Annotated in this window: 23 protein-coding genes and 1 pseudogene; 11 read left to right on the top strand and 13 right to left on the bottom strand. The window is 71.7% G+C overall.

Annotated elements, in window-relative coordinates; genetic code table 11:
• Positions 1-124: 124 nt before the first annotated feature.
• Entirely contained in the window at positions 125-688 is a 564-nt protein-coding gene (locus tag ACSHWO_RS12940; protein WP_438311913.1) for a TetR/AcrR family transcriptional regulator, read from the bottom strand.
• 128 nt (positions 689-816) lie between these two features.
• On the opposite strand from ACSHWO_RS12940, the gene ACSHWO_RS12935 reads away from it, so the two are divergent.
• The gene (locus tag ACSHWO_RS12935) at positions 817-1,293 is read left to right on the top strand and encodes a nuclear transport factor 2 family protein (RefSeq protein ID WP_438311911.1); all 477 of its coding nucleotides are present in this window, start codon (positions 817-819) and stop codon (positions 1,291-1,293) included.
• Between the two features lie 130 nt (positions 1,294-1,423).
• A complete protein-coding gene (locus tag ACSHWO_RS12930; RefSeq protein WP_438311909.1) occupies positions 1,424-2,422 on the top strand; it encodes a trypsin-like serine peptidase in 999 nt (332 codons plus the stop codon).
• An 87-nt stretch (positions 2,423-2,509) separates the two neighbouring features.
• Here ACSHWO_RS12930 and ACSHWO_RS12925 read toward each other — a convergent pair whose 3' ends face one another.
• The 6 genes from ACSHWO_RS12925 to ACSHWO_RS12900 all read right to left on the bottom strand — a co-directional run bounded on the left by ACSHWO_RS12925 (position 2,510) and on the right by ACSHWO_RS12900 (position 6,460).
• Positions 2,510-2,971 carry a hypothetical protein gene (locus ACSHWO_RS12925; protein WP_438311907.1) on the bottom strand — a complete coding sequence of 154 codons (462 nt, stop codon included), beginning with the start codon at positions 2,969-2,971 and terminating at the stop codon, positions 2,510-2,512.
• A gap of 249 nt (positions 2,972-3,220) precedes the next feature.
• On the bottom strand, positions 3,221-3,604 hold the full coding sequence (locus ACSHWO_RS12920) for a toxin-antitoxin system YwqK family antitoxin (RefSeq protein ID WP_438319070.1): 384 nt from the start codon (positions 3,602-3,604) through the stop codon (positions 3,221-3,223).
• A gap of 183 nt (positions 3,605-3,787) precedes the next feature.
• Positions 3,788-4,753 (bottom strand): SDR family oxidoreductase, encoded by a 966-nt coding sequence (locus ACSHWO_RS12915; RefSeq protein ID WP_438311904.1) that lies wholly within the window; start codon positions 4,751-4,753, stop codon positions 3,788-3,790.
• Between the two features lie 186 nt (positions 4,754-4,939).
• A complete protein-coding gene (locus ACSHWO_RS12910) occupies positions 4,940-5,323 on the bottom strand; it encodes a hypothetical protein (protein ID WP_438311902.1) in 384 nt (127 codons plus the stop codon).
• A 58-nt stretch (positions 5,324-5,381) separates the two neighbouring features.
• Positions 5,382-5,597 (bottom strand): hypothetical protein, encoded by a 216-nt coding sequence (locus ACSHWO_RS12905; protein WP_385837778.1) that lies wholly within the window; start codon positions 5,595-5,597, stop codon positions 5,382-5,384.
• An 11-nt stretch (positions 5,598-5,608) separates the two neighbouring features.
• Positions 5,609-6,460, bottom strand: coding sequence for a helix-turn-helix domain-containing protein (locus ACSHWO_RS12900; RefSeq protein WP_438311900.1), 852 nt, complete (start codon positions 6,458-6,460; stop codon positions 5,609-5,611).
• Between the two features lie 260 nt (positions 6,461-6,720).
• On the opposite strand from ACSHWO_RS12900, the gene ACSHWO_RS12895 reads away from it, so the two are divergent.
• The gene (locus tag ACSHWO_RS12895) at positions 6,721-7,242 is read left to right on the top strand and encodes an ATP-binding protein (protein WP_438311897.1); all 522 of its coding nucleotides are present in this window, start codon (positions 6,721-6,723) and stop codon (positions 7,240-7,242) included.
• Between the two features lie 75 nt (positions 7,243-7,317).
• On the opposite strand, the gene ACSHWO_RS12890 is transcribed toward ACSHWO_RS12895, so the two are convergent.
• A complete protein-coding gene (locus ACSHWO_RS12890; RefSeq protein ID WP_438311896.1) occupies positions 7,318-7,902 on the bottom strand; it encodes a TetR/AcrR family transcriptional regulator in 585 nt (194 codons plus the stop codon).
• Between the two features lie 149 nt (positions 7,903-8,051).
• On the opposite strand from ACSHWO_RS12890, the gene ACSHWO_RS12885 reads away from it, so the two are divergent.
• The 5 genes from ACSHWO_RS12885 to ACSHWO_RS12865 all read left to right on the top strand — a co-directional run bounded on the left by ACSHWO_RS12885 (position 8,052) and on the right by ACSHWO_RS12865 (position 12,272).
• Complete coding sequence (locus tag ACSHWO_RS12885) at positions 8,052-9,650, top strand: MDR family MFS transporter (RefSeq protein ID WP_438311893.1); 1,599 nt, start codon at positions 8,052-8,054, stop codon at positions 9,648-9,650.
• 282 nt (positions 9,651-9,932) lie between these two features.
• Complete coding sequence (locus tag ACSHWO_RS12880; protein WP_438311891.1) at positions 9,933-10,922, top strand: polysaccharide deacetylase family protein; 990 nt, start codon at positions 9,933-9,935, stop codon at positions 10,920-10,922.
• Between the two features lie 247 nt (positions 10,923-11,169).
• Entirely contained in the window at positions 11,170-11,496 is a 327-nt protein-coding gene (locus ACSHWO_RS12875; protein WP_438311888.1) for a nuclear transport factor 2 family protein, read from the top strand.
• 99 nt (positions 11,497-11,595) lie between these two features.
• Complete coding sequence (locus ACSHWO_RS12870) at positions 11,596-11,880, top strand: hypothetical protein (protein ID WP_438311886.1); 285 nt, start codon at positions 11,596-11,598, stop codon at positions 11,878-11,880.
• A complete protein-coding gene (locus ACSHWO_RS12865) occupies positions 11,877-12,272 on the top strand; it encodes a hypothetical protein (RefSeq protein WP_438311884.1) in 396 nt (131 codons plus the stop codon). Before ACSHWO_RS12870 ends, ACSHWO_RS12865 begins: the two co-directional genes overlap by 4 nt.
• A 75-nt stretch (positions 12,273-12,347) precedes the next feature.
• Here the strand turns inward: ACSHWO_RS12865 and ACSHWO_RS12860 are convergent, their stop codons facing one another.
• Complete coding sequence (locus ACSHWO_RS12860; RefSeq protein WP_438311882.1) at positions 12,348-13,526, bottom strand: serine hydrolase domain-containing protein; 1,179 nt, start codon at positions 13,524-13,526, stop codon at positions 12,348-12,350.
• A 145-nt stretch (positions 13,527-13,671) separates the two neighbouring features.
• Here ACSHWO_RS12860 and ACSHWO_RS12855 point away from each other — a divergent pair, with 145 nt between their 5' ends.
• Complete coding sequence (locus ACSHWO_RS12855; RefSeq protein WP_361100954.1) at positions 13,672-14,295, top strand: hypothetical protein; 624 nt, start codon at positions 13,672-13,674, stop codon at positions 14,293-14,295.
• Positions 14,296-14,591: 296 nt separating this feature from the next.
• Here the strand turns inward: ACSHWO_RS12855 and ACSHWO_RS12850 are convergent, their stop codons facing one another.
• From ACSHWO_RS12850 to ACSHWO_RS12840, 3 genes and pseudogenes are all read right to left on the bottom strand, one after another.
• Positions 14,592-15,872, bottom strand: coding sequence for an extracellular solute-binding protein (locus ACSHWO_RS12850; protein ID WP_438311879.1), 1,281 nt, complete (start codon positions 15,870-15,872; stop codon positions 14,592-14,594).
• Positions 15,873-16,275: 403 nt separating this feature from the next.
• Positions 16,276-16,893 (bottom strand): SMI1/KNR4 family protein, encoded by a 618-nt coding sequence (locus tag ACSHWO_RS12845; protein ID WP_361100960.1) that lies wholly within the window; start codon positions 16,891-16,893, stop codon positions 16,276-16,278.
• An 88-nt stretch (positions 16,894-16,981) separates the two neighbouring features.
• A pseudogene (locus ACSHWO_RS12840) lies at positions 16,982-17,383 on the bottom strand (DUF192 domain-containing protein); the annotation flags it as partial.
• An 802-nt stretch (positions 17,384-18,185) separates the two neighbouring features.
• Between ACSHWO_RS12840 and ACSHWO_RS12835 the strand changes: the two are divergent.
• A complete protein-coding gene (locus tag ACSHWO_RS12835) occupies positions 18,186-19,331 on the top strand; it encodes a prepilin peptidase (protein ID WP_438311877.1) in 1,146 nt (381 codons plus the stop codon).
• 141 nt (positions 19,332-19,472) lie between these two features.
• Here ACSHWO_RS12835 and mgrA read toward each other — a convergent pair whose 3' ends face one another.
• The gene (mgrA, locus tag ACSHWO_RS12830) at positions 19,473-20,513 is read right to left on the bottom strand and encodes an L-glyceraldehyde 3-phosphate reductase (protein WP_385837858.1); all 1,041 of its coding nucleotides are present in this window, start codon (positions 20,511-20,513) and stop codon (positions 19,473-19,475) included.
• Positions 20,514-20,640: 127 nt separating this feature from the next.
• Here mgrA and ACSHWO_RS12825 point away from each other — a divergent pair, with 127 nt between their 5' ends.
• Entirely contained in the window at positions 20,641-21,402 is a 762-nt protein-coding gene (locus tag ACSHWO_RS12825; RefSeq protein ID WP_361100966.1) for an isoprenyl transferase, read from the top strand.
• The last annotated feature ends 123 nt before the right edge of the window (positions 21,403-21,525 follow it).

Here is a 21,525-nt window from a genome sequence, read left to right as displayed (position 1 = left end):
CCGCCCCACGAACCAGTCGTTGCCGACTCCTGCAAGGCACTGCCGCATGGTCGCAGCGGATGGTGTCCCGCCGCTGTTGATCGTGGCGACCAGCACGGTCGCGTGACAGGCGGACCGGCGGAGGCTATGCGCCCGTACCGGCAGCCCCCGCCGCCCGGGTCAGGGCGGCGGCCGCTGCGCCTGCGGTGCGGGCCGGTTCCGGGCCGGGGGTGAGGGCGGCCACCGCCGTGGCGCCCTCGACCAGGATCAGTAGCTGGTCGGCCAGTTCCTCCCGCCCCGGCCCGGCCGCCTCGCCCAGCAGCGCCCGCAGCTCCGCCTTGTGTCGGCGTACGGCGACCAGGACTCCGGCCGGCCCGGCCGCGCCGACTTCCCCGTACGCGTTCATGAACGCGCACCCGCGGAACCCCGGCTCCGAGAACCAGGCCCCCAGCCAGTCGAAGACGGCCCCCACCGGGTCGTCGGGGGCGGCGGCCACCGCGTCCCGCAGGCTGCCCATCCAGCGCCGGTCGCGCCGCTCCAGGTAGCCCGCGACCAGTGCCTCCTTGGCCGGGAAGACCTTGTAGAGCCGCTTGAGCGGTACGCCCGACTCCGCGCGGATGCGGTCCATGCCGACGGCCTGGATGCCGTCGGCGTAGAACAGCGCCTCCGCGGCGTCGAGCAGCCGGGTGCGGGCCTCGTCGTCGTCCATGCCGGCAGCGTAACCCAGGACCCGCTTGCGTGGAGAACGATCGTTCTCTAGGGTCGGGACGTGATCGGAGAACGGTCGTTCTCCGTCCGCCTCCCCTTCGTTCCGTTCCGTCGAAAGGTGTGTTCGCCATGACCTCGACCTCGACCTCGACCTCTGCCTCGACCTCGACCGCGACTTCCGCCTCGACCCCGCCCGCCGTACGTCCGCCCCTGCCGCCCTTCACCGAGGAGTCCGCCCGCGCCAAGGTGCAGGCCGCCGAGGACGCCTGGAACAGCCGCGACCCCGAGCGGGTGGCCCTCGCGTACACCGAGGACTCCGTCTGGCGCAATCGCGACCGCTTCCTCACCGGCCGCGCCGAGATCCGCGCCTTCCTCGCCGAGAAGTGGGAGCGCGAGCTCGACTACCGCCTCCGCAAGGAACTGTGGGCGTACACCGGCAACCGCATCTCCGTCCGCTTCGAGTACGAGTGGCACGACGCCTCGGGCCAGTGGTGGCGCAGCCACGGCAACGAGCAGTGGGAGTTCGCCGACGACGGGCTGATGCGCCGCCGCGAGGCCAGCATCAACGACGTCCCGATCGAGGAAGTCGACCGCCGGCTGCGCTGATGCGGTGATGCGCTGACTCGGATGTGTGGCGTTCGGCGCCGCCCGGCGTTCCCCGGCCGGTGGCGGCGCCGGACGGGTGGAGGCTCGGCCCCGTCGAGCAGCCCGCACCACCCCCTCCGAGGAGGACGCCGTGTCCGACCCGATCCCGTCCTCCGACTGGGAAGACCGCATCACGGCCCGCCCGGCCGCCCGACCCGGGGATCCCGGGCACGGGCACTCCTTCCCGCCGCGCCCCGAGACCGTCCGCGTCACCCCCGCCCATCTGTCCGCGCTGGACCGGGAGGTCTCCCGCGACCTCGACGGCCATCTCCCCGAGGGCGTGCCGGTTCGTGCGGTGCCGCGCCCCGTGCCGCCGGAGCAGGTCCGCCCGCCGCTGTGGCGGCGTCCCGCCGGGGTGGAGGGGGACGGCCGGGGCGAGGCCACGGGGGTGTTCCGGCCGGACGACCGCTTCGAGTTCTCGGACACCGCGTTTCCCTGGCGGACCTGCGGCCGGGTCCAGACCCCGGCCGGCTGGGCGTCGGGGGTGATGGTCGGTCCCCGGCACGTACTGACCGCCAGCCACGCCGTGCCCTGGCTCGCGAGCGGGGGCGCGGACTGGATGACGTTCACACCGGCTCAGTTCGACACGAGCACGCCGTTCGGCACCGCCCACTCGACCCGCGTCTACTCCTGGCTGCGCGCCTACGGCGCCGACGGGCTCGACTCCACCGAGGCCGCCTTCGACTACGTCGTCTGCGTGCTCGACCGGCGCCTCGGCGACACCGTGGGGTGGATGGGCTCCCGGACGTACTCCACCGACTGGGACGCCAAGCCGCTCTGGGGGCACGTCGGCTACCCCTTCGGCATCGGCTCCGGGGTCCGGCCCGTCTACCACCCGCGCGGCGTGATGGACCGGACGGTGGCCGAGAGCACGGCCGGCCGCGACTCGTACCGGATCGTGCACCGCAACGACGCCGTCGGCGGCCAGTCCGGCGGCCCCTTCTTCGGCTGGTGGGACGGCGACCCCTGGCCCCGGGTCGTGGCCGGCCAGAGCGCCGAGAACTGGGGCGGCCCCGGCGGCCCCAACGCCGCGGGCGGCGGCTCCGCACTCCCCGTCCTGATCGACTACGCCCGCTCGGTCGAGCCGTGAACCTGCCTCCCGCCTCCGCCGTGGACCGGCCGCATGCCTGCCGGACCGCCGCCCCGACCAGTCGTTGACCCCGTCGGTGAATTGAAGTCAGTGTTCGATCGGTGGAATGACGCCCAGTGCTTCTTGCGCATTGGCGATCATTCGCCCGATCTCGATGGGTAGGTTTTCGAATTCCTCCATCACTACATCGAATGGCTCCACTCTGTGCATGATGCCGCTCAGGCTCTTTGCTTCCACGAAGAAGCGATGCCCTGTGGGTGAGTTCCGGTCTGCGACCTTCACCCAAGCGGCCCCGTGACGTTCTACCAGCAGGTCGCCCAGGTAGGAGGTCAGATCCGTGTGGAGTGTGATCCAATCCGACTGTTCGAACTCGCTCAAAGGGAGTCGATCGACGTAGCTTTGCAGGCCCGGCATCAGCGACAATGGGTCCGCCTCATAGCACTCCGCATCGACACCCAGCATGGACGCAATGTTGAGGACGTTGAAATGCGCCTCCCGCCCCCAGGGCAGGCGGACTTCGTTCACCCCGCCGAGTGCTTCATCGTGCATGCCCGTAACCCTTCGATCGGCCTTCGGTATCTTTTCTTGCCGCTTCCTCCGTTCCGGTGGATCCCGAAACCGAGGAAGATCAGCCTAGCTTCTGTGGGAATTTTAGAATTTCGGCAGACGGCCTTGCGTCCGTAAACCTGGAGGATGCGGCTCGGGTGCGCTCCAGGTGACAGGAACGCCTCCGCGACGCCTTGGTTCCTGAGCGTGCGCAGGCCAGGTGGGCGCAGTGCGAGCACCATAGCGCCGCCGTTATGCCTGCGAGTCCTGACCCTCCGCCCGCTCCCAGGCACGTGTCGGGAGGCCGTCCGCATCCCATTCGTAGGAAGCCAACAGAAAGCGGCCATCCTCACTGGAGATTGTCTTTTGGGCGAAGAGTCCGTTCGCATGCCATCTCAAGGACTCTCCCGCCAGGAACCCCATTCGCATGACACCTGCCGCCTGGAGCACTCCATTCTTGTACCAGTGACGGTAAGGCCCGTCTTTGATTCCTTCCGTGTACCTCGTAACGCTGACTCGGTGCCCGTCGATATATTCTTCTGCCTCACCGGTGAACAGCTCTCCGCGGTAGAGGAGCCGCTGAGCGTAGTCGCCGTCCACTTCGGGGTCGTCAATATCAATGCGTTTCAACGTCATCGCCAAGGTATGTAGTTTCTACGGACGGCGGATATCCCGTGAATCGGCCGAAGCCGGCCCGAACGTCATTCAGTAATGCGCACAGTTGGTGCAGAAGGGGGCTCTCTTGGGGAGATTCTCGATTCATGCCGGCTCTCGTGCGGTGCGCTGCACTGTCGCCGCCACGGCCGCACGATGCCGTTCTCAGCGGTAGAGGTGGGCGTGTTCGCGCGCCCAGGCGTCGAACGAGCGGGGGTGGCGGCCGGTGATCTCTTGGACGCTCGGCCGCTGGGCGAGGGTCCACTGCGTGAGTTCGGTGAGCTGGTCGCCGTACTCCTGGAGTGCGTACAGGGTGACGTCGATGCCGTCGTCGGGCCAGCCGCGCCCCCGCCAGGTCTCGCGGCTCTCGTCGGGCGTCGCCTCGACGGCTGCGATGTCGCGGCCGACGGCCCTCGCGATGCTCGCCACCCGCTCGCGGGTGGCGATCGGTAATCCGACCGCTTCGAGGATCCTGCCGACGTGGTCGTCGGTGCGCAGTGCTGCCGCCGCGACGGCCGCCAGGTCGTCCTCGTGGATGAAGGGGTAGTGGCCGCCGTCCAGGAACGCCTCCCGGACGACGCCTCCGGTCCTGATCGTGTCGGCCCAGTCCGAGCCCGTCGCCGGGTAGGTGCCCTCGATGACCGCGCCCATCACCGCCGACGGGCGGATGTACGTCCACTCCATGCCCGAACGCTCGACGGCCCGCTCTATGGCCAGCCAGAACCAGGTCTCCGGCGGGTACGCCTCCTCGTACTCCGGCCCGTGCGACGACAGCACCACGGTCCGCCGCACCCCGGCATCCCGGGCGGTGTCCAGCACCTCGCCGACCGTCGCCGGAACCGCGCCGGCGAGGAAGACCGCGTCCACGCCGTCGAACGCCTCCGCGTACTCCGACGGGCGCCGGCTGACGGAGCCCTCGACGATCTCGGTGCCCGCGGGCCAGTCGTGGAGCCGGTCGGGTTCGGCGAGGACGCGCACACGGTCACCTGCGGCCGCCAGTTGCCGGGCCAGGCGGCGTCCCACGATTCCCGTGGGGCTGCAGCCCGCGCCCTTTCGGGGGCTGACCGCGGTCAGCAGGTGCAGTCGGCTGCCGGACGTGTCCGTCGACGGCGTGACCGTGATTCCGGGCATGGCAAGATCCTCCAACGCGACAGCGGAGATCTTGCGCCGCCCTCGGCGGGTGATGCCGTGGGCGGGTGCGGATCAGGGGAGCCAACGAAGCCGACTGTATCGGTGAGAGGGGGAGTTCGGGAGAGGGGGCGGCCGGCCTCGCCGGTCTTCGTCTTCCGGCTGGGTCGGAGCAGGGCCGATCCGCCCTCACCACAGGTGCAGGAAGCTCCGGGCGTCGTCCCAGCCGTCCAGGGCCCGGCCGTCCACGTCCGACGGATCCGCCTCGGCGCGCGCCGCCAGCGACTCCACCAGTGCGGGGGCCTCCTCGCCGAGACGCCCGAAGCGGCGGGCGGTGTGCCCCAGGCGCAGTCCGGCCAGGCCGAGCAGCGGGCTCCCCGGGGCGGCCCGGGTCCCGGCCTCCACGCACCAGTGCTCGACGAACTCCCGGTCGTCGTCGTTCAGCGCACTCCCGACGAGGGCGTCCGCCGCCTCCGCCTCCCGCGACCGGTCCCGCAGGGCCCGTTCCAACGCCTCGGCCACCTCGTCGTGGGGCAGAGCGGGAGGGGTGTGAAAGCTGCGGTGCGCGTGCATCCCGCGACACTACGCCGGGGGAGGGGGCCGGGCGGAGCCTCTCCACGACCTGGCCTCGTCACCCCTTGGAACGCCCCCGACCGTCGAGGAGGTGGTCGGCCTTGCCGGCCTTGATGTCCCGGATCAGCTGGCGCAGGGCTTCCCCGCTGTCGGTGAGGTACGCGTCCTCCTGGCCGGCGACCGCGATGTAGCTGTTCCCGTTCGCGTCCACGCCGATGCGGTAGCAGGAGTTTCCCTCGCCGCAGAACGGCTCTTCCCAGGTCACGTCGGTCACTATGTCCTCCTTCACAACTGGTTCGCCACGACTCGGATGAAGTCACGAGAGGCGGCGGGGGAGAGTGCCAGGTGCTCCAGCACCTCAAAATGTGCTCGGTACTTGTCGAGTTGCTCTTGGGCGTGAATGAAGTCGGGCCCGTGTGAGCTGTCGATCTGCACCGTGTCGAGCTGCGGCGTCGGGCCTTCCGAATAGATCACCGTCTGGCCTGCACCTGGGAACCCTCCGGCCTCGAACGGGATGACGAGCACGGTCACATTGTCCTGCTCGGAGCGGCTGAGCAAGTGGTCGAGCTGCGCCCGCAGGACGGAGCGTCCGCCGAACTGCATGCGCAGGGCGGCCTCGTGCACGATCGCCACGAAACCGGGGGCTCCGTCCTCCTCCAGGATCTGCTGGCGCTCGACGCGCAAGGCCAGGCGCAGCGCCACCTCGTGCTCCGGCAACGCCGGGATGACCATGCGGAACAGTGCGAGTGCGTGGTCCGTGGTCTGGAGAAGCCCCGGCATGTGGACTGAGTAGGCGCCGCGTACCCGGACGCTGTGGGCCTCCATTTCCGCGATGTCGAGGAAGCTCTGCGGAAGTTGCCCGCGGTAGCGGTCCCACCATCGGCGCGTGCCGGGCTGTGCCATCGCCGCGAGCCCGGCCACGTACGCCTCATCCGTCACGTTGCAGCTGTCGGCAAGCTTGCGAAGTCGTTCGTTGGAAATGGCGCGTGTTCCGGACTCCATGGCGGAGATGGCGCCCCGGTCCACCCCCAGCAGTGCGGCCGCGCGCTCGGCAGACACTCCGCCGGCCTTGCGCATCCTGCGCAGCTCGTACCCCAACCTCTTCTGACGCTCCGTGGTGGCTGTCCTCGCGGTCATGCCGTGAAGTCTCGCCTGTCCGGCCTGCGTCGTGCACGAACGGCTGACTTCACCCGAGGATCGGGCTAAATTTGGCCCGCCCTGGGCTACATTGCGTAATGCACCGCTTACGCAAGGCAGTTGAAGTGCATCCCCGGGCCGCGCCATGTCCTGCTCCGGGGGCGGGCCACAGCTCCCGGTGTTGCGTAGCCATCCGTGCGCGTCGACCTCACCGCAGCCACGCCAGTCACAACCGCCGTGTAGTGCTTGAGGAGTTCGAGATGTCCGTGCCGTCTTTCGCGTACCCGTCCGCCGACGACTTCGCCGCCTGTCCGAACGCCCGGATCGAATCCGGGTCCGATCCCGGGCCGTCGCCCGACATGCTGGCCTGCAGCCTCGGCGTGCCGGGGGAGGCCTGGAGCGGGCAGATCGCGCGCTCCGCCGTGGAGGCGGCCCTGCACGCCCACGGGCTGGACCGGCTCGTGCCGGCCGCCGTGCAGGTCACCGGCGAGCTGCTGGCGGCGGCCTGGCGGCTGGACCCGGGCGGGCACCTGTACCTGTCCGCCCGTTACCGCGACGACGTGCTCCGCCTGACCGTGTACGACGGCCACCGGGCCCACGGCCACCCCCGGCTCGCCGCGCACTGCGAGGCCCGGCGGCGGGCGGCGCTCCGGCTGCTGCGGGTGGTCGTGCGGGAGTGCGGCGGGGAGTGGGGGTTCGGGGACTCGCGGGAGCCCGGCGGCGGGACGCGGACCTGGGTGGCGCTGCCCCGCGTCGGGGCCGTCGGGTACCTCCCCGGCTGAGCGGAGCCCCCGGCTGAGCGGAGCCCCGCTGGGCGGGCCCCCGGCTGAGCAGGGCACCCCGGCCGGGGGCGGTCGTCAGGAGCCGCGGTGGGCCTGCGTGATGAGGTCCATGGCGACCTCCAGCGCGGCCGCACGGGTTTCCTCCGGGTCGCCCTCCACGTGCTGGAGGAACATCATGCCGGCGTGCAGCGTGAACAGGGCGCTGACGCAGCGGACCTGGTCCGTGAGCGGGCCGTCGTCGTTGCGCAGCACCTCGACCAGGCTGAACAGCCGCCGCTTGACCGTCTCGCCGATGCTGAGCTCGCGCATCGTGGCCTGGTTCTCCTGCATGAAGCGGTACAGCTGGGCGCCCGCCGCCATTGCCTCGCTGTAGCGGCGCAGCACCTCCCGCTTGGTCTCCAGGGTGCGCGGCTGCGGCTGCTGCTGCGCCCATTCGATCAGCTCGTCGATGGGGCGCGTCACGTCCTCGAAGACGCTGATGATGATGTCTTCCTTGGTCTTGAAGTGGTAGTACAGCGCCGCCTTCGTGACCTCCAGCCGCTCCGCGATCTCGCGCAGCGACGTCTTCTCGTACCCCTGCTCGGCGAAGAGCTCCAGTGCGACGTCCTGGATGCGCTGGCGCGTGTTGCCTCGTCGCCCCTGCGGACTGCTGCTGGACATGCGTCTCCCCATGAACTTACTTGACGCCCGGCTAGTGACGGGTCTACCTTCCCTAGTGTAGTGAACTAGCCGGGCGTCAAGTAAGTGCAGAGAGTGCTGAAGTGTCCACCGCCCGGCGCTCGATGGATGTGCCGACGGGGAGCGGAATCATGGTCGACAGTGCCAGCAAGACGGTCGGGGCCTCGGGGGAGGTGAAGCCGCGCAGCGTGCGCGTCGTCCTGATGGCGCTGATGATCGCGATGCTGCTGGCGATGCTCGACAACATGATCATCGGCACCGCGATGCCGACGATCGTCGGTGAGCTCGGCGGTCTGGAGCACCTATCCTGGGTGGTCACCGCCTACACGCTCGCCACCGCGGCCTCCACCCCCATCTGGGGCAAGCTCGGCGACATGTACGGGCGGAAGGGCTCCTTCCTCACCTCCATCGTCGTCTTCCTGATCGGCTCCGCGCTCAGCGGCATGGCCCAGGACATGGGCCAGCTCATCGGCTTCCGCGCCGTCCAGGGCCTCGGCGCCGGCGGTTTGATGGTCGGCGTCATGGCGATCATCGGCGACCTGATCCCGCCCCGCGACCGCGGCAAGTACCAGGGCATGATGGCCGGCGTGATGGCCCTCGCCATGATCGGCGGCCCGCTGGTCGGCGGCACCATCACCGACCACATGGGCTGGCGCTGGTCCTTCTACATCAACCTGCCGCTCGGCGCCGTGGCCCTCGCCATGGTCACCGCCGTCCTGCACCTGCCCAAGAAGAAGGCCCAGGGCAAGATCGACTACCTGGGTGCGGCGCTGCTGACGGTGGCCATCACCTCCACCGTGCTCGTCACCACCTGGGGCGGCACCGAGTACGCCTGGGGCTCCACCGAGGTCCTCGGCCTGATCGTGCTGGGCGTCGCCGCCGTCGCCGCCTTCCTCTTCGCCGAGACCAAGGCCGCCGAACCGGTCATGCCGCTGCACATCTTCCGCAGCCGCAACTTCACCCTCATGTCGGTGATCGGCTTCCTCGTCGGCTTCGCCATGTTCGGCGGCGTGCTCTACCTCCCGCTCTTCCAGCAGGCGGTCCAGGGCGCCTCCGCCACCAACTCCGGCCTGTTGCTGCTCCCGATGCTGCTGTCGATGATGGTCGTCTCGCTGATCGCGGGCCGCATCACCACCAGCAGCGGCAAGTACAAGATGTTCCCGATCATCGGCGGCGCGCTCATGGTCGTGGGCATGTACCTGCTCGCGCAGATGGACACCGGCACCAGCCGCCTCGTCTCCGGCGTCTACATGGCCGTGCTCGGCGCCGGACTCGGCTTCCTGATGCAGATCACCATGCTGGTCGCGCAGAACAGCGTCGAGATGAAGGACATGGGCGTCGCGTCCTCCTCGGCCACCCTCTTCCGTACGCTCGGCGGCTCGTTCGGCGTGGCCCTGATGGGCTCCCTGTTCACCAGCCGCGTCACCGACGCCATGGTCGAGCGGCTCGGCCCGCAGGCGGCCGGCTCCGTCGGATCCGCCCAGCTCGACGCCGCCAGCCTGGCCAAGCTGCCGGAGGCGGTGCGCGAGGCGTACCAGCACGCGGTCGCCGCCGGTACGCACTCCGCGTTCCTGCTCGGCGCGTTCGTGGCCGTACTGGGCTTCCTGGCGGCCTGGTTCGTCAAGGAGGTCCCGCTGCGGGGCGCGGGCCCGGCCCCGGCCGAGGCCGGAGCGGGAGCCGAAGCGGGCGACGCCGGGAAGCCGGCCGCGGCCGCGCCGGTCGCCCACTGACGGACCCTCACGGGGCCCATCGGCCTCAGCCTTCGCACAGGCCCCGGCCCCGGCGGACCACCGCCGCGGCCGGGGCCTTCCGTCTGCCCTGAACCCGCCCCGGACCCGCCTGCCGACCGGCCCGCGGTGTCGCTTTCGTCCCAGGTCGGGACTTGATTCCGGGTGATCAAGGACCAAGGCCATCAACCGGTGCCAATGGGGAAATTGGTGGGAACCCGATCTCCGGCGCGGACGTCATGAACCTCAGAGCGCGGCAAACGCGGAGAGGGGAGTGGACGGTTCATGGACTTCACGGCACGCACGCGCAGGCTGGGTACGCGTTCCCGGATCGCCATCGCGGTTTCGGCCGCCGCGGTGGCGGCGACGGTGTGGGGGGTCGCGGCCCTCGTCGAACCGAACGGCACGGCCCAGCAGAACCTCTCGCGCGGGCACGACACGGCCGGAGCCGACTCCACCGGCGGGGGGAAGGGCGGCGGCCCCGACGGCGCCCCGTCCGCCGGCAGCCCGGACGGGCGAGGCAAGAACGACGGGACGGGCGACGGGACCGGCGGCGGCAAGGCTGACGGCAAGGGCGGCGGGAACGGCGGGGGGAACGGCGACGGGACCGGCGACGGCAAGGGCGGTGCCCCGGGCGGCAGCGGTCCGCAGGTGCCCGAGTCCATAGCCCACGCCTCCGAGGGCGGCGGGAACACCGTCAACATCACCATCGACGACGGCCCGGACCCCAACTGGACCCCGAAGGTCCTCGACGTGCTGAAGAAGCACGACGTGAAGGCGACCTTCTGCATGGTCGGCCCGCGCGCCAAGGCCCACCCGGACCTGGTGAAGAAGGTCGTAGCGGCCGGCCACCGGCTCTGCGACCACTCCATGGACCACGACACCTCCATGGACAAGAAGCCCGTCGAGTACCAGGAGAAGCAGATCCTCGACGCGAAGCGGCTGATAGAGGAGGCGGCGGGCGGCGGCGCCAAGGTGGAGTACTACCGCGCCCCCGGCGGAGCGTTCACCCCCGACAGCCGGCGCATAGCCGCCGCCAACGGCATGCGCCCGCTCGGATGGAACGTCGACACGAAGGACTTCCAGAAGCCGGGGACCGCCGCCATCGTCAACGCCGTCAAGCAGCACATGGGCAACGGTCCCACCATCCTCTTCCACGACGGCGGGGGCGACCGCCGGCAGACCGTCGAAGCCCTGGACCGGGTCCTGGCCTGGCTGGCCGAGCAGGGCCGCCCCACCGGCTTCCCGGTGCGCACCGCACCCGACGCGCCCTGACACGCCGTCCGGCGGGCGAACGGGTGAGGGTCGGCGGCAACGCGCCCCGCCGGGTGTTCCCTGGGCGTACGACCGTGTCCGACCGCGCACGACTGCGTCCGACCGCGTACGACCGACCGGCGGCGTACGGCGGCATACGACCATCCGGCGGCGTACGGCGGCGTACGACCGCGGACGACTGCCTACGAGCGTGCGCGGACTGGTGCGGCCGCACCGGCCCCGCGCCAGGAACCGACCAGGAGCCCCCGTGACCATCTCCCCGAGCAAACTGTCCGACCCGGCCGTCAGAGCCTTCGTCACCGCCGTCAACGCCCACGACGAGGAGGCCTTCTACGACCTCCTCACGCCCGACGCGACCATGTCCGACGACGGCTCCGACCGTGACCTGCGGGTCTGGGCCGACAAGGAGATCTTCTCCTCGTCCGGCCACATGGACGTCGTCACCGAGTCGCAGGGCGGCCGGGGCCTCGTCGTCAACTACCGCAACGACACCTGGGGCGAGATGCGGACGGCCTGGAAGTTCACCGTCACCGACAGCGGCCACATCAGCCGCTTCGAGACCGGCCAGGCCTGACCGCTCCGACCCCGGAACCGGCCCCCGCCAGAGGGCGGCCCGCGATCCGGCCCGCGATCGAGACCGGCCCGAAGGCTATAGGAGTGCTATGGTCGACCTATGGCCAATACCACGATCCAGGTGACGAAGCAGACGCGCGACCACCTCGCGGAGCTCGCCGAAGAGCGTGGGCTGAGCATCGGGCAGATGGTCGACGCGCTGGCGGCCGCGCAGCCCACCGCCGCGCAGCGGGCCGAGCAGGTCGCCGCGGCGCGCGCGCATGCGCGCGAGGTGATCGGCGTCGACGTCAGCGACGAGGAGTTCGCCTCCCTCGACGTGCTCGGCAACCTGCGGCGGATCGCGGCGGAGAAGGTCCTCGCCATGCCCGGCAGGGACGCCGCGTGATCATTCTCGATACCGGCGCCGTGATCGCCCTGGCATCCGGGCACAAGGCGCTGAACGCCCTGGCGGTCAACGTCACCGCCAGCGGCGACCGGCTCCTCGTGCCGGCGCTGTGCCTCGCGCAGGCCGAGGCCGACCACCCGGGAACCGCGCGCGCCGTCCTCGGATACCCGTGCACCGACGTCGAGACGCTCGGGCAGACCGACGCACCGGCTGTGGGCACGATGGTCCGCGACGGTTACGGCGGGATGGACACCTGCCACGCCCTTTACACCGCACTGCGTCGCACCGGCACAGGGGGAATGCCCATCCTCCTGACCGACGACGAGAACCGCTACCCGCCCGGCATCCTCGCCATCGGCATCGACACCCCCGGCCTGCTCGGCTTCCACTGACCGGGCCCCGGCGGGCGGGCCACGGCCCGGACCTTCGGACGGGACGGCGGGCAACGGCAGGAGAGGGCACTTCGCTCACTGGGCCCCGGCCGCGCGCAGGACCGCCGCCGTCAGCGGCCCGTTCTCCGGGGCCGCACCGCCAGGGAAGGCGTACCGGCGGCGCACGTACCCGTACGCGATCCCCGTCGCCGGGTCCGCCCAGCCCAGGCCGCCCGCCGCACCGCTGTGCCCGAACGCCTCCGGGCCGACCGCCGGCTGCCGCTCGAAGCCCAGCCCGAAGTGGTCCTGCTCCGCGGTGACCCGGTCGTCGCCCGCCAGGCACAGTCGCGCGAACTCCGCCGCCGTCCCCGGCTCCAGCAGCGCCGGACGGCCGTCCAGCACGCCGATCGCCGCCGCGTACATGCCCGCCACGCCGCGCGCCGTGCCGACCCCGCCCGCCGAGGCCGGGCCCTGCGCCCTCACCCGCGGGTGGTTGGCGAAGGCCACCAGGTCCATCGGCGGCTCCCGGTGCGCGTTGAACGCCACCGGGAGCAGCTCCGGCACCGCCGCCCCGGCTCCGTCCCCGTCCCTGTCCCCGTCCCTGTCCCCGGCGGTGGCCGCGGCCGCGGCCCCCAGCTGGTCGGGTGTCGGGAGCATCTCCAGCACCGGCCTCCAGCGGTCCTCCAGCTCCTGCGGCAGCCCCAGGTACAGGTCCAGCCCGTACGGGGCGCGGATCCGCTCCTCGTACACCTCCTGCAGGGACCGGCCCGTCACCCGCCGCACCACCTCGCCGGTCAGCGCGCCGATGACGAAGGCGTGGTAACCGTACGCGGTGCCCGGCTCCCAGTACGGGCGCGCCGCGGCCAGCCGGGACGCGATCAGCGCGTCGTCGGCGATCTCGTCGTAGTCGAAGCCCTCCTCGGTGTTGACCAGGCCCGACTGGTGGGCCACCAGCTGCCGCACCGTCAGCCGCTCCTTGCCGTACCCGGTGAACTCCGGCCAGTACGCCGCCACCGGGCGCTCCAGGTCCAGCAGCCCGTCCTGCACCAGCAGCGCCACCACCAGGTGCGCCGCGCCCTTGCTGATCGAGTACACCCCGGTCAGGGTGTCGGGGCCGGTGTCCTCGCCGGTCCACAGGTCGACCACCCGGCGGCCGCCGCGGTGCACCACCAGCTGCGCCTCGGGGGAGTGCTCCGCGGCCCCGGCGAAGGAGGCGAACTCCTCCCGCACCGGCTCCCAGCCCGCCGCCACCGTTCCGTTCACCCGCGTGCCCATGCCGACTCCTCTGCTCCTGCTGTCGCGTGCGGCTCTCCGGCACCCCGAACGGAAGACGATCAAGAGGTATTCCGGGGCGGTCCCCGTACGGGTGAAAGCCGGCCACGCCTCGTTCCGGCCCGCAGCGGCACCCGTTGGTCCGGGCATGAAGCGCACCCGCACCGCCGCTCTCGCCCTCGCCGCCGCCGCGGCGGCCCTCACCCCCGCCCTCGGCCAGGCCGCCACCGCCGCGGAGGGCACGTCCCTCCAGGACCCGGGCGGCGGCGACAAGGCGATGAAGTCGATGTGGACCGCGGACGACATGCACAAGGTGGAGGCTCAGCTGCGCTTCTACCCCGGCATCCGGTACAAGATGGTGTCCCGGCCCGGGCACCCCGAGGCGCCGGACCACCCGCGCCGCACCGGCGACCCCAAGTCCCTGGCCTGGCAGCCCGACTTCGACTTCGGCTGGGCGGTGTCGGACTCGATGCTGGTGAAGAAGGCCGTCACGACGAAGGACGGCCGGCACCCGATCGTCGTGCACGCCGTGCTCCGCTCGCCGCGGCACGGCAAGGTGCTGGAAGTGCACAAGGAGCTGGCGGACCAGCCGGCGAAGGGACGCGCCAAGGTCCCCGGCAACAAGCGGATCGCCTGCGACACCGGCGACTACACGGTCGAATGGTCGGTCACCCGGACCGGCTACGGGACGCTCACCGGCTCGATGCCATGGAACGCCAGCTGCGAGAACTACCGGACGGCCTTCTCGGCCGGGAGCGACGGCAAGGGCTAGCGGGCGAAGCGGGGGAGGCCGGGGAGGCCGGGGAGGCCGGGGAGGCCGGGCCGGGAGGTCGAGGAGGGCCGGCCGTCGCGCGCACCTTGTGGGCGCTGCGGGCGGCTGGCCGGCGGTCTCGGATCAAGGGCCGCGGCAGCCATTCTGGCGCACGGATCGGCATGCGGCAGAGGGAAGATCGTTTTTCGGTCACCGTTTCCCCCGAACGGAGGAAGGACGGGGGCGGGGACGGCCCGACCGGAGGGCCGGCACCGCTGTGTCGTGCGGTGCTGTGCTGCGCTGCGCTGCGCTGCAGATCAGCGTTGCTTGGCGGCTTGGTTCGCCTTCGCGGCGATGTCCTCCAGGACGGCCTCGGGGTCGCCGCCCGGCTCGACGGCCCGGCCGACGTTGCGCTTGATCGTGTCGCTGACCTCCACCCACGCGGGGTCGTTCACCGGGTAGAGCTGCGCGCCGCGCAGGGCGGTCAGGAACAGCTCGTCGTTCTTGTCCAGGCCCCCGGCCGGGTTGCGGGAGGCCGAGACGGTCGAGGGCAGCAGGTGGTAGCGGCCCGCGAAGTCGGCCAGGTTCTCGTCCCGGTACACGTAGTCCAGGAACTTCCCGATCTGCGCCCGCTTGCCGTGCTGCTTGAACGCCATCATCCAGTCGGCGACGCCCACGGCCGGCGCCCTCTCCCCGGCGCCCAGGGTGTCCGAGACCGGCATGGCCACGGTGCCCACGGCGATCCCCTTGGCGCGCGCCTCGTGCCAGAGCGACGGATAGCCGTTGAGCATGCCGACCTCGCCGCGCAGGAAGGCGGCGAAGGCGTCCGCCCGGTTGAGCTGCGACGGCGGGACGGGGCCGGTCAGCCCGGGGGCGACCAGGTTGTCCTTGACCCAGCGGAACGCCTGGATGTTCTGGTCCGAGGCCAGGTTGTAGTTGCCGGCGCTGTCGGCGTACCCGCCGCCGTTGCTCAGCTCCCAGATCATCGCCTCGGCGTGCGCCTCCTCCGGGCCCAGCGGCAGGGCGTACGGGGTCTTCACACCCTTGTCCTTGAGCGCCTTGGCGGCGGACTTCAGGTCCGACCAGCGCTTCGGCTCGCCGAGGCCGGCCTGCTTGAACAGGCCCTCGTTGTAGAAGAGGAGCCGGCTGCTCGCCACCCACGGCAGGCCGTAGAGGGTGTTGCCGACCGAGCCGGCCTCGGCGAGCGGCGGGAGGAAATTCGCCTCCGCGCTGATCGACAGGAGTTCGTCGGCGGAATACAGCTGCCCCTTGGCTGCGAAATCCGAATACGAACCCATGAGGGCCATGTCCGGGGCCTTTCCGGCCTTCACCATGCGGGAGACCTCGCGGTCGATGTCGGCCCACGGCAGGAGCTGCACCTCGACCCTGATGTCGGGGTTGGCGGCGGTGAATTCCTTGATGGCCTTGTCCCAGAAGGCCTTGGAGCTGGTGGCCTGGTTGGTGCCGTATTCGGCGGCGACCAGGCGCAGGGTGTCCTGAGCGCCGGGGTCTGCGTCGGATCCGCAGCCGGACAGCGGGGCCGCCAGCAGGCCGAGCGCGACCGCCGCCGCGGCCGCGCGGAAAGTTCTTCGTTGCACGGGTCTGTTCCCCTGAATTCCTTGTGGTTCCCGTCAGTGCTTGTGAATCACTCCGGGCCGGGAGGTTGACCGTCCGCGGCCCGCTGGCCGGAATTCTCCCGCGTGGGCGGGCGATGGGTTCGGTTGGGGCGGCGTTTGTGGGCAATGCTCCAAGCGCCGCTTTTCCGGATGGTGTTTTCCGATATGGGGCCCGGAAATGTGACGCGCGTAGACGTGCTGAAAAACCCGTTTCCGCCGGATGGGCGCGGAAGGCGGACTCGGGGCCGGATCAGGACAACCGGTGCGGGACGCGTGGCGAGCCGTCCTGTACGGCTGGCCGCAGGCTGGCCCGTGGGGCCGCGGGGTCCGGCCGGTGCGGGTCCGACGTGGGGATCCGGCCGGTGGTGGCGGCGGCGGTTGTCGGTCAGTCGGGGAAGTCGCCGGCGTACGGGTCGGGGTCTCCCGTCTCGGGGTTGCGGCCCTCCTGCCAGCGGCGCTGCGCCTTGCGCCAGTGCACGAAGCTGAGCCGCCCGCCGTCCCAGAAGGTGAGGCCGACGGGGCTCACGTCGAACTCGTCCGAGCACAGCCGCAGCAGGAACTCGGCCATCCCGTACGGGTACACGGCGAAGGCGTCGGCCGTGTGCCTGCCGATGACCAGGACCGGCCAGCGGTCCGGGTCGGGGTCGGAAGCCAGCCAGCACAGGATGTCGGAGCCGCCGGTGACGCCCCAGGCGATGATCGACTCGGGGTCCACGTCGAGGGCGGCCCGGCCGCCCTCCGCCTCCCACTGCTGCCGGGCGTTGGCGGTCTCCTCGGCCATCTCGGCCGGCTCCCACTGGAGTCCGGGCTTGGGCAGCGGCAGCAGGACGCTCGCCTCGCCGTTGATGCTGCCGGCCCCGAAGCGGCCCATGAAGGCGACGAAGTCGGACGGGAACCGGGTGCCCCAGACGGCCTCGGCCCGCTGCCAGTCGATGTCCTCATCGGCGCCGTGGGTCGCGGGCATGATCTGCTCCAGCGCCTTGACCCGCGCGTTCTCCGTCATCCGCTCCCCTGCCACCCCGGCTCAACCGCCCCAACCTACCGCCGGGCAGGCCGAGCGCCCAGCGCGAGATGCGACGCTCCGGTCCGGCCACCGACACCTGCGAGCCCACGCGGAGCCCCCAGGCCGCCATCGCCCCCGCCTCCGCCTCCAGGACGTGCCGGGAGCGCAGCCGGGGCAGACCCAGCCGGCCCGGTGGCATCGTGGTCAGCGCGATCACGCGCAGGTCCCGGTCCAGGTAGGCCACGTCGATGGCGAACCGCATCCCGAAGGTGTGCACGCTCCCGGCCGGGGTCAGCAGCAGGGCGCCGGTGACGCCGTCCCGCCCCAGCAGGCCGCGGGTGCGGGCCCGGTACGAAGCCGCGATCTCCAACGGCACCAACACCCCGCCCGAGCCGCCGACAACGGCCCCGCCGCCTGCGCCGCCTGCGCTGGCCGTGTCGCCTGTGCCGTCCGTGCAGGGCGCGGTGTCGCTGCCGCCCGTGTTGCCCACTCCGGCCGCCCCGCCAGCGCCGTTTGCGCCGGCCGCGCTGCCCGTGCCGCCTGCGCTGTCCGAGCTGCGGGCGCAGCCCTTGTTGTCTGCGTTGCCTGTGCCGTCCGTTCGCGCCGCATCGTCTGTGCCGTGCACGCCGTCTGCGCTGAACTCATCGCCCGTGCCGGCCCGGCCACCGGCGCCGTTCGCGCCGGCCGTGCCGCCGGCGAGGCGTGCGCCGTCCGGTCGGGCCGCGTCGTTTGTGCTGCCCGTGCTGCCCGTGCTGCCCGTGCCTGCCGTGGTGCCCGTGGTACCTCTGCCGTCCGTGTCGCCCGCGCTACCCGTCTCGGCGGCGCCCGTGCCGTGCGCGCCGTCCGCGTTGCCGCTGCCGCCGTGGCAGCCCGTGCCGTTCGTGGTGCCTCGGCCATCCGCTCCGTTCGCTGCGGCCGCCGCGTCTGTGCCGTCTGCGCTACCCCCGCTGCCTGGACCTTCCGCGCTGGCCGTGCCGGCCGCACCGCGCATGGCGGCTGCGCTGTCCGCGCTGCGCGTGCCGGCCGGTTTGCCCGTAACGGCTGCGCTGGCCGTGTCGGCCGCGCGGCCTGCGCGGGTCGCGTGGCCTGCGCTGCCAGCGCCGTCCGTTCGTAGGACGCCCTTGCCGTCCGTCCACCGCCGCCCCCGACCCATGGCCGCCACCCTAGGGCGCCGGGGTGGGCCGTAGTCGCGCCGACGGCGTTTCCCGGCCATCCGTGGACGCCGCCCCCGTCGGCCGGGGTTGGGCCCACGGGCCCATGCCCGGCCGGTCGTTGCCGCCTACCTTCGGCGGATGGCCGTGGTCGTGATCATCCTTGCCGCCGGGTACGGCGTCGCCGCCGGGCTGCTGCTGCCGCGCACCGCCTACCGGTTCTCCGTCGAGCCAGGGGCCCCCTGGCGCGGCCACTGCCCCCAGGGGCACCCGCTGCGCGGCTGGTTCGGCCCCGCCCGCTGCCCCGACGTCCCCGATCTCGGTGTTCCCCGCCCGGGCGTCTCAGGCCCCCGCGTCTCGGATCCCGGTGCGTTGGGTCCCGGCGCGTTGGGACTTGTAGGCCCCGGGCCTGAGCTGGGCCCCGGCCCTGAGCCGGGCTTCGGCCCTGAGCCGGGCTTCGGGCCGGAGGCCGGCCGCGGCGACCCCGACCCCGGCATCGCGGGCTCCCGCGGCTCGCGGGCCGCCGCCTCGGACCCCGGCGCCTTGGGCCTGGTCCGCCCCGGCCCCGGGACCCGGCTCGGCGCCTCGGGGTCTGGGGCCGGGGCTCGCTCCCGCGGGCGCTTCGGCGTGCCGGGCTTCGGGGCGGGGTTCCGGCCCCGCGGTCGCTTCGGTTCCGGGGGTGCGGCGGGGCTCCGGCCCCGCGGTCGCTTCGGGCTCGGGGGCTTCGGCGCGCCGGGGCATCGGTACGGGCCGCGCGGCGGGCGGGTCGCGGTGGTCAGTGGGGGCGTGTGTGCCGCGCTCGCCTGGGCCGTCGGGCCGCGGCCCGAGACGGCCGTGTTCGCAGGGCTCGCGCCCGTGCTCGTCCTGCTCGCCCTCGTCGACCTCGCCGTGCACCGCCTGCCCGACGTGCTGACGCTGCCCCTGGCCGCCGCCGCGGCGGCCGCCCTCGGCGCTGCCGCCCTCCTGCCCGGGGCGGCCGGCTCCTGGCGGCTCGCGCTCCTCGGCGGGGCCGCTCTGGGCGCCGCGTACCTCCTGCTGTTCCTGACCAACCCCGCCGGCATGGGTTTCGGGGACGTCAAGCTGGCGCTCGCCCTGGGGGTCGCTCTTGGGTGGTACGGGTGGGGGGTATGGCTCTTGGGAGCCTTCCTCGGCTTCTTCTACGGGGCCCTCTACGGCCTCGGGCTGGTCCTGCGCAGCCGCGATGGGCGGAAGCAGGCGTTCCCCTTCGGCCCCTTCATGGCGGCCGGAGCCCTTACCGGAGTGCTCCTGGGTGGTTTCGGAGCGTAATCATTCGGCGCCGATGCACGCATAACGCTTTACGAAGGGTTATGGTGGAACCCCCCCCTCGGGCCGGTCCGTATCCCCCCCACGGACCGGCCCGTTTTCTTTTTCGCCGCACGCCCTCGCCCCCCTCGGTAAAAGCGCAGGTCAGCCGCGCTGGGCCCAGAGGTTGGTGCCCGGGGTGGAGACGGCGAAGGAGTCGATCTCCTTCAACTCCTCCTCCGTCAGCGGCGAACCCGTCAGCGCGGCCACGTTCTCCTCCAACTGCCGGACGCTCGACGCACCGATCAGGGCCGAGGTCATCCGCTGGTCCCGCAGCACCCAGTTGAGCGCCAGCTGGGCCAGCGACTGCCCGCGCCGGGCCGCGATCTCGTTCAGGCCTTCGAGGCGGCGCTGCACCTCCGGCGAGAGCAGGCCCGGGTCGAGGGACTTGCCCTGCGAAGCCCGCGAGCCCTCCGGAATGCCGCCCCCGAGGTACTTGCCGGTCAGCAGGCCCTGCGCCAGCGGCGCGAAGGAGATGCAGCCCATGCCGGCCTCCTCCAGGGTGTCCAGCAGCCCGTCCTCCTCCGTCCAGCGGTTGATCATGGAGTACGAGGGCTGGTGGATCAGCGGCCGCACGCCCATCCCGCGCAGGATCCGGGCCGCCTCGGCCGTCTGCTCCGCGGTGTAGGAGGAGATGCCGACGTAGAGCGCCTTGCCCTGCTGGACGGCGGACGCCAGCGCGCCCATCGTCTCCTCGAGCGGGGTCTCCGGGTCGAAGCGGTGCGAGTAGAAGATGTCGACGTAGTCGAGGCCCATCCGCTTCAGCGAGGCGTCGAGGGAGCCGAGGAGGTACTTCCGGCTGCCCCACTCGCCGTACGGGCCGGGGTGCATCAGGTACCCGGCCTTGGTGGAGACGATCAGCTCGTCGCGGTAGCCCGCGAAGTCCTCGGCGAAGATCTTCCCGAAGTTCAGCTCGGCCGAGCCGGGGGGCGGGCCGTAGTTGTTCGCCAGGTCGAAGTGGGTCACGCCGAGGTCGAAGGCGCGGCGCAGGATGGCGCGCTGGGACTCCAGGGACTTGTCGTCGCCGAAGTTGTGCCAGAGGCCGAGGGAGATCGCGGGGAGCTTGAGGCCGCTGAGGCCACTGCGCCGGTACTCCATGGAGTCGTAGCGAGCGGGGTCTGCCCGATAGGGATTGTTATCAGTCACGTTGTCCTCTCTATCACGGACCTGTGACAGACCGAGTTGGGTACCCGATCCCACTGCGCAGTAATGTGGCCGACCGGGGGAGGACCGCATTTCGCACGGGGGCACCGCACGGAGGGGCTGGAAGATCGTGAAGCTGCGCGACCTGGTGTACAGGCTGTACGCACGCCGGGTGGAAGGCCGCCTCGACCATGCCGCGTCGCCCAAGCACATCGGTGTGATCCTGGACGGCAACCGGCGCTGGGCGAAGGCGTCCGGAGGCACCACCGAACAGGGCCACCAGGCCGGGGCCGACAAGATTTCCGAGATGCTGGGCTGGTGCACCGAGACGGACGTCGAGGTCGTCACCCTGTGGATGCTCTCCACGGACAACCTGGACCGGCCGGAGGTCGAGCTCCGCCCGCTGCTCAACATCATCGAGAACACCGTCCGGGGCCTCGCCGCGGACGGCCGCTGGCGGGTCCACCACGTCGGCAACCTCGACATCCTGCCCGCGCGGACCCAGACCGTGCTCAAAGAGGCCGAGCAGGCCACGCACGACGTCAAGGGGATACTGGTCAACGTCGCCGTGGGCTACGGCGGCCGCCAGGAGATCACCGACGCGGTCCGCTCGCTGCTGCTGGAGCACGCCGCCAAGGGCACGTCCATCGAGGAGCTCGCCGAGATCCTCGACATCGACCACATCGCCGAGCACCTCTACACGCGCGGCCAGCCCGACCCGGACCTCGTGATCCGCACCAGCGGCGAGCAGCGCCTTTCCGGATTCATGCTGTGGCAGAGCGCGCACTCCGAGTACTACTTCTGCGAGGTGTTCTGGCCGGCCTTCCGCAAGGTCGACTTCCTGCGCGCGCTGCGCGACTACGCGGCCCGCCACCGCCGCTACGGGACCTGAGGCCGGGGGCGCCTGACGCCCCCTCGGCTCCCCCGGGTCCCGTCACCCCCTCGCGCCCCGCCGGTCCCCACCGCAAGCCTTTCACCTGGGGTTCACCGAGCGTCCGTCATATGCCAAGGCATG

The sequence above is a fragment of the Streptomyces pallidus (ex Mingjun et al. 2026) genome, from assembly GCF_051550185.1.
Lineage (GTDB): Bacteria > Actinomycetota > Actinomycetes > Streptomycetales > Streptomycetaceae > Streptomyces.
Note: the sequence above shows the minus strand (reverse complement) of the source record. Positions and strands in the feature narration are given on the sequence as shown.